11 protein-coding genes are annotated in these 12,697 nt (G+C 56.4%); 6 read left to right on the top strand and 5 right to left on the bottom strand.

Going from position 1 to position 12,697, the window contains the following annotated elements:
- The first annotated feature begins 5 nt into the window (after window positions 1-5).
- The 3 genes from glnD (at window position 6) to ABR39_RS07490 (ending at window position 4,039) form a co-directional block, all read left to right on the top strand.
- The gene (glnD, locus tag ABR39_RS07500; protein ID WP_048339033.1) at window positions 6-2,681 is read left to right on the top strand and encodes a bifunctional uridylyltransferase/uridylyl-removing protein GlnD; all 2,676 of its coding nucleotides are present in this window, start codon (window positions 6-8) and stop codon (window positions 2,679-2,681) included.
- 32 nt (window positions 2,682-2,713) lie between these two features.
- The gene (dapD, locus tag ABR39_RS07495; RefSeq protein WP_008501915.1) at window positions 2,714-3,538 is read left to right on the top strand and encodes a 2,3,4,5-tetrahydropyridine-2,6-dicarboxylate N-succinyltransferase; all 825 of its coding nucleotides are present in this window, start codon (window positions 2,714-2,716) and stop codon (window positions 3,536-3,538) included.
- A 111-nt stretch (window positions 3,539-3,649) separates the two neighbouring features.
- Window positions 3,650-4,039, top strand: a complete 390-nt coding sequence (locus tag ABR39_RS07490; RefSeq protein WP_008501916.1) for a DUF3461 family protein — start codon at window positions 3,650-3,652, stop codon at window positions 4,037-4,039.
- A gap of 104 nt (window positions 4,040-4,143) precedes the next feature.
- On the opposite strand, the gene cdaR is transcribed toward ABR39_RS07490, so the two are convergent.
- The 3 genes from cdaR to dgt form a co-directional block, all read right to left on the bottom strand.
- On the bottom strand, window positions 4,144-5,301 hold the full coding sequence (gene cdaR / locus ABR39_RS07485) for a DNA-binding transcriptional regulator CdaR (protein ID WP_047346406.1): 1,158 nt from the start codon (window positions 5,299-5,301) through the stop codon (window positions 4,144-4,146).
- Window positions 5,302-5,455: 154 nt separating this feature from the next.
- A complete protein-coding gene (degP, locus tag ABR39_RS07480; protein ID WP_047346405.1) occupies window positions 5,456-6,892 on the bottom strand; it encodes a serine endoprotease DegP in 1,437 nt (478 codons plus the stop codon).
- 131 nt (window positions 6,893-7,023) lie between these two features.
- Window positions 7,024-8,538, bottom strand: coding sequence for a dGTPase (dgt, locus tag ABR39_RS07475; protein ID WP_047346404.1), 1,515 nt, complete (start codon window positions 8,536-8,538; stop codon window positions 7,024-7,026).
- Between the two features lie 82 nt (window positions 8,539-8,620).
- Between dgt and mtnN the strand changes: the two genes are divergently transcribed.
- From mtnN to ABR39_RS07460, 3 genes are read left to right on the top strand one after another with little or no spacing between them, the layout of a single operon-like run.
- Window positions 8,621-9,319: a 5'-methylthioadenosine/S-adenosylhomocysteine nucleosidase gene (mtnN, locus tag ABR39_RS07470; protein WP_008501920.1), complete on the top strand. Its 699-nt coding sequence runs from the start codon at window positions 8,621-8,623 to the stop codon at window positions 9,317-9,319.
- Window positions 9,312-10,112 (top strand): vitamin B12 ABC transporter substrate-binding protein BtuF, encoded by an 801-nt coding sequence (gene btuF / locus ABR39_RS07465; RefSeq protein ID WP_047346403.1) that lies wholly within the window; start codon window positions 9,312-9,314, stop codon window positions 10,110-10,112. The genes mtnN and btuF overlap by 8 nt, the downstream gene beginning before the upstream one ends.
- A gap of 27 nt (window positions 10,113-10,139) precedes the next feature.
- On the top strand, window positions 10,140-10,763 hold the full coding sequence (locus ABR39_RS07460) for a TRIC cation channel family protein (RefSeq protein WP_047346402.1): 624 nt from the start codon (window positions 10,140-10,142) through the stop codon (window positions 10,761-10,763).
- 93 nt (window positions 10,764-10,856) lie between these two features.
- Here the strand turns inward: ABR39_RS07460 and erpA are convergent, their stop codons facing one another.
- Both erpA and clcA read right to left on the bottom strand, forming a co-directional pair.
- Window positions 10,857-11,201, bottom strand: coding sequence for an iron-sulfur cluster insertion protein ErpA (erpA, locus tag ABR39_RS07455; protein ID WP_013095643.1), 345 nt, complete (start codon window positions 11,199-11,201; stop codon window positions 10,857-10,859).
- Between the two features lie 85 nt (window positions 11,202-11,286).
- Complete coding sequence (gene clcA, locus ABR39_RS07450; protein ID WP_047346401.1) at window positions 11,287-12,687, bottom strand: H(+)/Cl(-) exchange transporter ClcA; 1,401 nt, start codon at window positions 12,685-12,687, stop codon at window positions 11,287-11,289.
- Window positions 12,688-12,697 lie beyond the last annotated feature (10 nt).

Raw genomic sequence — 12,697 nt, 5'->3', positions numbered from 1 at the left:
GCACGATGAGTAATCTTTTACCCGAACAGTATGCTAACACAGCACTTCCCACCCTCCCCGACCAGCCCGATAACCCGGGCGTCTGGCCGCAACACGAGCTAACCTGTGCCGGCATCAAGGCGCACATGGACGTCTTTCACCGCTGGCTTGGAAGCGCATTTGATGCCGGTATTTCCGCAGAGCAGCTGATTGAAGCGCGTACCGAATTTATCGACCAGCTCCTGCAGCGTCTATGGATCGATTACGGCTTCGGGCAGATCGGTGATGTGGCGCTGGTTGCCGTCGGGGGCTATGGCCGCGGAGAGCTTCATCCGCTTTCCGATATCGATCTCCTGATCTTAAGCCGCAAAAAGCTGCCGGACGAACAGGCGCAAAAAATTGGCGAGCTGCTGACGCTGCTCTGGGACGTGAAGCTGGAAGTTGGCCACAGCGTACGCACCCTGGAAGAGTGTCTGCTGGAAGGACTATCCGACCTGACCGTCGCCACCAACCTGATTGAAACCCGCCTGCTGATTGGTGACGTCGCGCTGTTCCTGGAGCTGCAAAAACACATCTTCAGCGACGGATTCTGGCCGTCAGAAAAGTTCTTTGCCGCGAAGGTCGAGGAGCAAAATCAGCGCCACCAGCGCTACCACGGCACCAGCTATAACCTTGAACCCGATATTAAAAGCAGCCCCGGCGGCCTGCGCGACATCCACACGTTACAGTGGGTCGCCCGTCGCCATTTTGGAGCCACCTCCATGGACGAGATGGTCGGCTTTGGCTTCTTAACCGAGGCCGAGCGTAACGAGCTCAACGAGTGTCTGCACCTGCTCTGGCGCATTCGCTTTGCCCTCCACCTGGAAGTGACGCGCTACGATAACCGTCTGCTGTTTGACCGTCAGCTCAGCGTTGCCCAGCGCCTCAACTACAGCGGCGAGGGGAACGAGCCGGTTGAGCACATGATGAAGGATTTCTTCCGCGTCACCCGCCGGGTCACGGAGCTGAACCAGATGCTGTTGCAGCTCTTCGACGAGGCCATCCTGGCCCTGACGGCGGACGAAAAGCCGCGCCCGATTGATGACGAATTCCAGCTACGCGGCACGCTTATCGATCTGCGCGACGAAACGCTGTTTATCCGCGAGCCGGAAGCGATTCTGCGGATGTTCTATACCATGGTGCGCAACAGCGCCATCACCGGGATCTACTCCACCACCCTGCGACATCTGCGCCATGCGCGCCGCCATCTGACGCAGCCGCTGTGCTATATCCCGGAAGCGCGTTCGCTGTTCCTGAGCATGCTCCGCCACCCGGGCGCCGTCAGTCGTGGCCTGCTGCCGATGCACCGCCACAGCGTGCTGTGGGCCTATATGCCGCAGTGGTCGCACATTGTCGGGCAGATGCAGTTTGATCTGTTCCACGCATACACGGTGGATGAACACACGATCCGCGTCATGCTCAAGCTGGAAAGCTTTGCCAAAGAAGAGACGCGATCCCGCCACCCGCTGTGCGTGGAATTATGGCCGCGCCTTACCCATCCGGAATTGATCCTGATTGCCGCCCTGTTCCACGATATCGCGAAAGGTCGCGGCGGTGACCACTCGGTGCTGGGCGCGCAGGACGTGCTTAAATTTGCCGAACTGCACGGCCTGAACTCGCGTGAAACGCAGCTTGTGGCCTGGCTGGTGCGTCATCACCTGCTGATGTCGGTCACCGCACAGCGTCGTGACATTCAGGATCCTGAAGTGATCAAGCAGTTTGCGGAGGAGGTTCAGACGGAAAACCGTCTGCGCTATCTGGTCTGCCTGACGGTGGCCGATATCTGCGCCACCAACGAAACGCTGTGGAACAGCTGGAAACAAAGCCTGCTACGCGAGCTGTACTTTGCAACTGAAAAACAGCTGCGCCGCGGCATGCAAAACGCGCCGGACATGCGCGAGCGCGTGCGCCATCACCAGCTACAGGCGCTCGCGCTGCTGCGGATGGATAACATCAATGAAGAAGCGCTGCATCAGATTTGGGCCCGCTGCCGTGCCAACTATTTTGTCCGCCACAGCCCAAACCAGCTTGCCTGGCACGCGCGGCATCTGCTCAAGCACGATCTGTCGCAGCCGATGATCCTGCTGAGCCCACAGGCCACGCGCGGCGGGACGGAGATTTTCATCTGGAGCCCGGACCGGCCTTATCTGTTTGCTGCGGTGTGCGCCGAGCTGGACAGGCGTAATCTGAGCGTTCACGACGCGCAGATTTTCACCACCCGCGACGGCATGGCGATGGATACCTTTATTGTGCTTGAGCCGGACGGCAGCCCGCTGTCGTCGGACAGACATGAAGGAATACGCTTCGGGCTTGAGCAGGCGATCACCCAGCGCAGCTGGCAGCCGCCGCAGCCGCGTCGCCAGCCGGCGAAACTGCGCCACTTTACCGTCGATACCGAGGTTAATTTCCTGCCGACCCACACCGACCGTAAATCGTTCCTGGAGCTGATCGCACTGGACCAGCCAGGGCTACTCGCCCGCGTCGGCCAGGTGTTTGCCGATCTGGGAATTTCGCTTCATGGGGCAAGAATTACAACCATTGGCGAGCGAGTAGAAGATTTATTTATAATCGCCACAGCGGACCGGCGTGCCCTTAATAATGACCTTCAACTTGAAGTACAACAACGGTTGACAGCAGCCCTCAATCCAAACGATAAAGGGTGACGTGTTTTTTAGTGAAATGGAAAGAGTAAACCATGCAGCAGTTACAGAACGTTATTGAGTCCGCCTTTGAGCGTCGCGCCGAGATTACCCCGGCAAATGTGGATACCGTGACCCGTGAAGCGGTAAACCAGGTGATTTCCCTGCTGGATTCTGGCGCATTGCGCGTGGCAGAAAAAATCGACGGTCAGTGGGTCACTCATCAATGGCTGAAGAAAGCGGTGCTGCTCTCTTTCCGTATCAACGATAACCAGGTTATCGACGGAGCAGAAAGCCGCTACTTCGATAAAGTGCCAATGAAATTCGCTGACTACGATGAAGCGCGTTTCCAGAAAGAAGGCTTCCGCGTGGTACCGCCTGCGGCAGTGCGTCAGGGTGCATTCATTGCCCGCAACACCGTGCTGATGCCATCCTACGTGAACATCGGTGCCTACGTTGACGAAGGTACGATGGTCGATACCTGGGCGACTGTGGGTTCTTGTGCGCAGATTGGTAAAAACGTTCACCTGTCCGGCGGCGTGGGCATCGGCGGTGTTCTGGAGCCACTGCAGGCTAACCCGACCATCATCGAGGACAACTGCTTCATCGGCGCGCGTTCTGAAGTAGTCGAAGGCGTGATCGTTGAAGAAGGCTCCGTGATCTCCATGGGCGTTTATATCGGTCAGAGCACCCGTATTTACGATCGTGAAACCGGTGAAGTGCATTACGGTCGCGTGCCGGCTGGCTCCGTGGTGGTTTCCGGCAACCTGCCGTCAAAAGATGGCAAATACAGCCTGTACTGTGCGGTTATCGTGAAGAAAGTGGATGCGAAAACGCGCGGTAAAGTTGGCATCAACGAATTGCTGCGCACCATCGATTAATCGGGTATAACAAAAAGCGGGGGCAACCCCGCTTTTTTTATATCTGAGGGTGGCGAAAATAGATTTTTTCGTTAATTATTCAAAGGTTATGTTGAGATCAAGGGTACCGCTATGTACGATAATCTGAAAAGTCTGGGCATTACCAATCCTGATGAAATTGATCGTTACAGCCTCCGTCAGGAAGCCAATAACGATATTCTGAAAATCTATTTTCACAAAGACAAAGGAGAGTTTTTCGCCAAAAGCGTGAAGTTTAAATATCCACGCCAGCGTAAGACCGTTGTTGCTGACGGCGTAGGACAGGGATACAAAGAAGTACAGGAAATCAGCCCTAACCTGCGCTATGTGATTGATGAACTCGATCAGATCTGCCAGCGCGACCGCACCGAAGTCGATCTCAAGCGTAAGATCCTTGACGATCTGCGTCACCTTGAAAGCGTTGTGACCAACAAGATCAGCGAGATTGAAGCGGATCTTGAGAAGTTAACTCGCAACAAATAAGTTGGGTGCGGCCTGATGCCCTCACCCCGGCCCTCTCCCACAGGGAGAGGGAGAAAACCATCATGTAGGCCGGGTAAGGCGAAGCCGCCACCCGGCAGACAACATCATCGCTGTTCATCCAGCTGCAGCGCCACATACAACAGCAGCCTGTCGTCAAAATTCCCCAGATCCAGCCCCGTCAGCTCCGAAATGCGGTTGAGCCGATATTCCAGCGTATTGCGGTGAATAAACAGCGCTTTCGACGTCGCCAGCGGCTGCACGTTATGGCGGAACCACGCCTGTAGCGTTCGGCGCAGCAGGCCGTTGTTGTCCATGGCTTTCAGGCGCGCTAATGGCCGCGCCAACTCATTGGCCTGCCAGCCGCCGCGCAGGCTGTCGAGCAGCACCGGCAGCATCAGATCCTGATAGAAATAGCTGCGGCTCTCCGGCATGCGCTGCTTGCCCACCATCATGGTGGTGCGCGCGGTACGCCAGGAGCGGGCGATACTGCCCGGCCCGGTAAAGTAGTTGCCCAATGCAACGCGAAAGCGCAGTTGACCATTCTCCTTCATCCGGGAGATCAGCAGCTCCACGCGACGACGGTGATCTTCTGCATCCCAGCGACCAAACTGATTGAGCGCCGGTTTGAGCACCACCATTTCCGTCAGAGAGACTATCGCCACCAGATTGTCGCGCTCCGGCGTCGCCAGCGCGTTTTGCAGTTGCTGCAACTCGGCCATCGCACTGTCGACTCCAAGCTGGCCGCTATCCACCTCAATCACCGCCACGACGCGCGGCTGGTTTAGATCGATCCCCAGACGCTGCGCCCATTCGCTGAGTGCAGGGGTATGCTCTTCCGCCTGAATAAGGTTCATCACCAGCTCTTCGCGCAGGCGGCTATCCTGAGCGAGCAGGTGCATCAGGCGAGACTGCTCCAGCATCATTTCTGCCGTCATACAGACCAGCTCGCCGTATTTTCGCAGGGACTCCGGCTCGCCGGTCAGGCCAATAACGCCTACTATCTCCCCTTCCAGACGCAGCGGTAAATTGATCCCCTGCCGGACGCCGTGAAGATGTTTCGCTACCGCGTTGTCGATATCAACGACCCGCCCCTGGGAAAGCACCAGCAGCGCGCCTTCGTGCAATTCACCAATACGCTCGCGATCGCCGCTGCCAATAATGCGCCCGCGGGCATCCATTACGTTGATATTGGTATCGATGATGCGCATGGTGCGCGCCACGATATCCTGCGCCATTTTGGTATCAAGATGCCAGCCAGCCATGCAACCCTCCTGTGAGCAGAGCTCAAGCATAGGGAAGTTCAGCTGCGGCTGCATTGTGCAAACGCACAAAGAGAGAGGGAGAAATATGGACTTGTGGAAAGGGTCACAGAAACGAGAAAAGCCCCTGCCTGTTACAGCAGGGGGCTTACAGGATTTACTGCATCAGCAGGTAGATAGAGGAGTCACCACGCTGGATATTCAGCGCCAGCACGGAAGGCTTGCTGTCGAGAATTTTGCGCAGTTCAGCGATGTTTTTCACCGGCTGCTGGTTAGCCCCCATGATCACATCCCCTTTTTTCAGGCCGATACGGGCTGCCGGTGAATTCGCCTTCACGTTATTCACCACCACGCCTTTATCTGCCCCTTTGTTGCTCATCTCCGCCCCTTCAATACCGCTGAAGATGGTGCTGGAATCCACCTGATTCTGGCTGCTCTGCTGCAGCTCCAGGCTCACGTTAACCGGCTTACCGTCGCGCAGCAGGCCGAGGGTGATTTTACTGCCAATCGGCATAGAACCCACTTCGGCGCGCAGGGCGGCAAAGCTGCTGATCGGTTTACCGTTCAGGGAGGTGATGACATCACCCGCTTTAATCCCCGCTTTCGCCGCAGAGGAGTTCGGCATCACCTGGCTGACGAATGCCCCGCGCTGAGCGTCAACTTTCATTGCCTTCGCCAGTTCGGAGTTCAGTTCCGTACCCAGGATACCCAGCTCACCGCGTTTTACCTGGCCATACTGCACCATCTGCGCGGTCAGGTTTTTCACCATGTTACTTGGAATAGCAAAGCCGATACCGATGTTGCCGCCGTCCGGTGCCAGGATAGCGGTGTTGATACCGATCAGCTCACCGTTCAGGTTCACCAGCGCACCGCCGGAGTTACCGCGGTTGATCGCTGCATCCGTCTGGATGAAGTTTTCATAGTTCTCGGCATTGAGGCCGCTACGGCCCAGCGCAGAAACGATACCCGAGGTCACAGTTTCACCCAGACCGAACGGGTTACCGATTGCCACGGTATAGTCACCCACGCGCAGCGCGTCGGAGTCGGCAATTTTAATCGCGGTCAGGTTCTTCGGATCCTGAATCTGGATCAGCGCGATGTCGGAGCGCGGGTCTTTGCCGACTACTTTGGCGTCAAACTTGCGGCCATCGCTCAGCTGCACCTTAATGCTGTTAGCGTTATCAACCACGTGGTTGTTGGTGACGACGTAGCCTTTCGCTGCATCAATGATCACCCCCGAGCCAAGCGCCATGAATTTCTGCTGCTGGGCGCCGCCCTGGCTGTCATCCCCTGCGCCACCGCCCTGGCAGAACGGAGAGCTCTGGAATGGCGAACCGTCCTGGCAGAACGGCGAGTTGTCGCCAAAGAACTGCTGGAAGTTACGCGGCATGCGCGGCGTATTGACGGTCGTGCTACCCTCAACGTTAATACTCACCACCGATGGCATCACCTTTTCGAGCATCGGTGCCAGGCTTGGCATCTGCTGCGCGGTTGCTGCCGACGACGCGGTCTCGGCTGCAGTAGCAGTCAGAGGAGACAGCGCTAAACCTAAACTCAGAGCCAGTGCACTCATTGCTAATGTGGTTTTTTTCATGTTTCTCAATCTCGATTTACAGATAACGCAAAATTGCTGTGTAACTCAGATTCATTTTATACCGCTTAGTTCCGGCGATAAGTTTATGGAAAAGGTAAAAATTTATTGGCCGTCTTTACAAAACTCCGTGATTATTCCACGGCCATCAGCTTGCGATATTCATCCCAGGCGTATAAATCCGTCATGCCGCTGATATAGTCCTGGATAAGGCGACAGCGATAATAATATTCCAGCACCGGCCACTGGAGAGAATGACGATCCAGCTTGCCAATTGCTTCAACATACGCCAGTCGATGACGGGTAGAGAGTTTCTGATAAAGCCGGGACTCAATCGGTATTCGGCGCACGCGCTCGTGTTCCACCAGCTCGCTGAATTCGTCGACCGACAGCTGGAGCAACGGGGAGTAAATTTCCAGTAACCCACTGATTACCCGGTAGCCCTGCAGCTCTAACTGTTCGACATCCGGATGACTGAACACGTGCCGCATCGCCACATGTTTATAAAGCTCAAGGAGCTGGCTGAAGCTGCTGTCATCTTCCAGCAGCGCGTGATTGAATTCTCCGCTGAAAATCAGCGGCAAATTATCAATAAAGCGCGATGCCGCATACGGCACCAGTTTATTTAATGTATTGACCCGCAAATACATAAAGAACTGGTCTTCCGTACTGCGGCTTAATGTATTTGAGCGCGATTTTTCCCAGGCATTTTCGACAACCTGCGCAAACAGCGAGCCTTTTTCATGGGTGCCCCAGGCGGCATAAAGATGCTGATAAAGCTCCTCGACGCTGAAGATTCTTTTCTCAACGGCGTCTTCCAGATCGGCCACACAATAGGAAATATCGTCGGCGGCTTCCATAATCCAGGTTAAGGGAAAGCGGCCGTTTGGCGTCAATGAAAGTTCTTTACGCAGCCGTTCAATATAGGCTTCTTCAGAAAGGTAATAGCCCGGTTTTTTCATGAGATAACTGTGCGACTCGGGCGTATCCCCCATCCACCACGCGGGGCGGGTATATTTCAGGATACAGCCGACCTGTGCCCAGGTCAGGTTCATACGCATCAGAGAATGGACTAGCCGGATCCCCTGCGCGTTACCCTCAAAGTGACACAGATCCTGGCGCACTTTACGACGCAGATCGTTCAGCCCCTCTTCCCCTTCACGCAGGCGTAAATCGCGTACGGTACAGCGGTCATCGCTGAGGGGCTGGCTGGCCGCATCCGAAGGATGAAGCCGCTGTTTAAACCAGTCATTAATTGCCGCCTCACCAAAGTGGCCGAAAGGCGGGTTGCCGATGTCATGCATCAGGCAAGCCATCTCAACGATGCTCTCGAAGGGCCCCGTCAGTTCGTCTAGGCCATAAGTTTCCAGTAAGCGCTGTTCTTTGAGACGGCTCAAAATCTCTTTGGCAATATAGCGCCCGACCTGCTGCACTTCCATGGAGTGGGTTAAGCGCGTGCGCACCGCGGCGTTACGCTCGAGCGGAAACACCTGCGTTTTTTGCTGCAAACGACGGATGGCCGGCGAGTTAATAATCCGCCCGCGATCGCTTTCGAAGATACGCAGGATCTCATGTTCGCTCTTGTCGCCCTGCGGCGAACGGAAACGCCGGTGCCAGTTAATTTTGGTGCGAAAATCGATTGGTGACATGTGCTCCCCCGCCTGAGAATGCGTTTCCCCTTAACCGCATGATAGACTATGCATCTTAACAAGGCACATCGCGAGTAAATCTATGAAAATCGGCATTATTGGTGCAATGGAAGAAGAAGTTACGCTGCTGCGTGACAAAATTGAGAACCGTCAGACCCTCTCTCTCGGAGGCTGTGAGATCTACACCGGCCAGCTGAACGGTGTTGACGTGGCTCTGCTGAAATCAGGCATCGGTAAAGTGGCTGCTGCGCTGGGTGCAACCCTGCTGCTTGAGCGCTGCAAGCCGGACGTGATCGTGAATACCGGCTCTGCGGGCGGTCTGGCGCCGACGCTGAAAGTGGGTGATATCGTTGTCTCCGACGAAGCGCGTTACCACGATGCTGACGTGACCGCGTTCGGTTACGAGTACGGTCAGCTCCCGGGCTGTCCGGCAGGGTTTAAGGCTGACGACAAACTGATTGCGGCGGCAGAAACCTGCATTGCTGAACTCAATCTCAATGCGGTGCGCGGCCTGATTGTCAGCGGTGATGCCTTCATCAATGGCTCCGTAGGGCTGGCGAAAATCCGCCATAACTTCCCTCAGGCGGTGGCCGTTGAGATGGAAGCGACCGCGATCGCTCACGTTTGCCATAACTTCAACGTTCCGTTCGTGGTGGTTCGCGCCATCTCTGACGTGGCAGACCAGCAGTCCCACATCAGCTTCGACGAGTTCCTGACCGTTGCGGCAAAACAGTCCACCGTGATGGTGGAACGCCTGGTGCAGAATCTGGCACGTGGCTAAACATAGCGTCAGGGCGCTGGCCGCCCTGCTTCTTTTCGCACCGCTGTGGCTCTATGCTGTCCCGCGTGTGATTACGCTCTCCCCCGCTAACACGGAGCTGGCCTTTGCCGCAGGGATCACGCCCGTTGGCGTAAGCAGCTTTTCCGATTACCCACCGCAGGCAGCGGGCATTGAACAGGTAGCAACCTGGCAAGGGATGAACCTTGAGCGCATCGTGGCGCTTAAACCGGATCTCGTGCTGGCCTGGCGCGGCGGCAACGCCGAGCGGCAGGTTAACCAGCTCGCCACGCTTGGCATCAAAGTCATGTGGGTTGATGCAGTGAGCATTGAACAAGTCGCTCAGGCGCTCCGCGCCCTGGCACCCTATAGCCCTTCCCCCAAAAAAGCCGAGGCCGCAGCGAAACAGATGCTCAGCGACTATGCCGCGCTGAAATCCCGCTATGATACGCCGGTTAAAAAGCGCATCTTCCTGCAGTTTGGCAGCCAGCCGCTGTTCACCACCGGAAAAGGATCCATTCAGAACCAGGTGCTGGAAGTGTGCGGCGGCGAAAATATCTTTGCTGCCAGCCGTGTGCCGTGGCCTCAGGTTAGCCGTGAACAGGTTCTGGCGCGCCAGCCACAGGCTATCGTCGTGGTCGGAAATGCGAGCGAGATTCCTAAAATTGAACAATTCTGGCAAAGGCAGCTAAAAATTCCGGTGATCCCGCTCAACGGTGACTGGTTTGAACGCGCCAGCCCGCGTATTATCCTCGCCGCAAAACAGCTCTGTGCCGCGCTGGCAGAGAGCCACTAACATAAGACCCTTTTCGAGGATTTAACGATGCTCGTTTATTGGCTGGATATTCTTGGCACAGCCGTTTTTGCTATCTCCGGCGTCCTGCTCGCCGGAAAACTACGCATGGATCCGTTTGGCGTGCTGGTGCTTGGCGTGGTAACCGCCGTTGGCGGCGGGACTATCCGCGATATGGCGCTGGCCAATGGCCCGGTGTTTTGGGTGAAAGACCCGACCGATCTGGTGGTCGCGATGGTCACCTGCCTGTTAACCATTGTGCTGGTTCGCCAGCCGCGCAGATTACCCAAATGGATATTGCCGGTGCTGGACGCCGTGGGTCTGGCCGTGTTCGTCGGTATTGGCGTAAACAAGGCGTTTAATGCGGGTACCGGTCCGATGGTGGCGATCTGCATGGGCGTATTAACCGGCGTGGGCGGTGGGATAATACGCGACATTCTGGCGCGTGAAGTGCCGATGATCCTGCGCACTGAAATTTACGCAACGGCCTGTATTGTTGGCGGGATTGTTCACGCGACCGCGTACTACACCTTCGCGTTCCCGCTGGAAAATGCAGCGATGCTGGGGATGCTCGTGACGCTGGTGATTCGTTTAGCGGCGATACGCTGGCACCTGAAGCTGCCGACGTTTGCGCTGGACGATAACGGAAGGTAAACGCAAAACGGTAACCGCCAGGTTACCGTTTTTAGTCTTTTCTCCCTCTCCCTGTGGGAGAGGGCCGGGGTGAGGGCATCAGCCCGAACCCTCTTAGATGCTGAACGAAGAACCACACCCGCAGGTGCTTGTTGCGTTCGGGTTGGTCACCACAAAGCGCGATCCTTCCAGACCTTCGGTGTAATCCACCGAGCCGCCCACCAGATATTGCAGGCTCATCGGGTCAACCACCAGGGCGACGCCCTGTTTCTCGATAGTCATATCACCATCGTTAACCTGATCGTCAAAGGTAAAACCATACTGGAAGCCGCTGCAGCCGCCGCCGGTAATATAGACGCGCAGTTTCAGATCCGGATTGTCTTCGTCTGCAATCAGGGTTTTCACTTTGTTGGCTGCTGCTTCGGTAAATTCCAGCGGCAACGCTACATCATCACTCATCATATGCTCCCATGAATACTGCTACTGCGATTGGGTAAAATTCACCCAATTCTTTGTGTCATTATCTAATACCCTGGTAATTCATTCAAGTATTCTGCGCTGCGGCCCGTTCAGCCTCTTGTTTTGCCAGAGTACGTGCAAGGATGGTGGAGTATAGCGGCTTTCCACCCAGGAATTGGGCTAATAGTGTCGCGCCGAGACAGGTAATGATCATTGGCAAAATGAGCTGGTAATTATCCGTCATCTCCAGCACCAGCACGATACCGGTCAACGGCGCGCGCAGGGACGCGGCCAGCAGCGCCCCCATTCCGGCGACCGCAAAGGTCCCGGCCTCAAGGTGATAAGCGGGGAAACCCGCCTGCGCCGCCATACCAAACGCGGTGCCCAACAGCGTTCCCAGCGCCAGCATGGGGGCGAATATTCCCCCAGGCGCACCGGAGGAGAAGCACAGCACCGTCGTGATGACCCGCGAAATAAACATAAACAGCAGCAGCCCCACGCTGAAATTCCCCGCCGCCGCAATGGGAATCAGGCCGAACCCGCCGCCTGCGGCATTCGGTTCGATAAATCCGAGTACGCCGCACACCCCGCCCAGCAGGCCACCAATCAGCACCCATTTGGTCGTATTCCCGCCGTGAAGACGCTGGAACATATCCTGAGCACGTAAGATAAAAGAGTTAAAGAGCGGCCCCACCACGCCAAATATCATGCCGAGGATCAGGTAAAGCCACAGGGTATTGACCGGCGCGTTGGTCAGCTTTCCCACCTCAATGACCGCGCCTTCGCCATTAAAGATGCGAAAGACGATGCTCGACATAATCACGCCGGTAAACACCGCTTTTATGGAGATCAGGTTGTACCGAAACTGCGCGCGCATCTCTTCGATGATAAACAAAATTCCCGCCAGCGGCGCGTTAAACGCCGCCGACAGCCCTGCCGCCGCACCGGTGGCCAGCAGCGTATGGCGCGCTTCGGCGCTGCGCATCCGAAACAGATCGCCCACCATGCGCCCGACGTTCCCGCCCAGTTGCACGGTTGGCCCCTCTCGCCCCAGCACCATCCCCGCACCGAGGGTTCCCATGCCGCCGATAAATTTAACCGGCATCACTCGCCACCAGCGCACCGGACGCAGCTCCTCCAGCGCGCCCTCAATTTCCGGAATGCCCGATCCGCCCGCCTCCGGAGCGAATTTACGCACCAGAAAATAACCCACCATGGCAAGCAGCGCAGACAGCCCGAATGCCCCTGTCCAGACCAGCCATCTGCTGTCGGCGAAACCGGCTACGGTTCCCACTCGCCAGTTGAGTACGGCATTAACCGCTCTTTCAAACGCCACGCCAACCAGACCGGCGAGAATACCCACCACGGCAGCGGCCAGCAGGATCGCCAGCGGCGTTTTATCGCGATTGAGCAGCCGCCGAATACTGATTCGACGCTGGGCGCGCGTAAACTGTTGTTCTTCAAAAGACGGAGAATCTGATTTCATGTCCTGCTCT

The organism is Enterobacter genomosp. O, from assembly GCF_001022965.1.
Classification (GTDB): Bacteria; Pseudomonadota; Gammaproteobacteria; order Enterobacterales; family Enterobacteriaceae; genus Enterobacter; species Enterobacter cloacae_L.
Note: the sequence above shows the minus strand (reverse complement) of the source record. Positions and strands in the feature narration are given on the sequence as shown.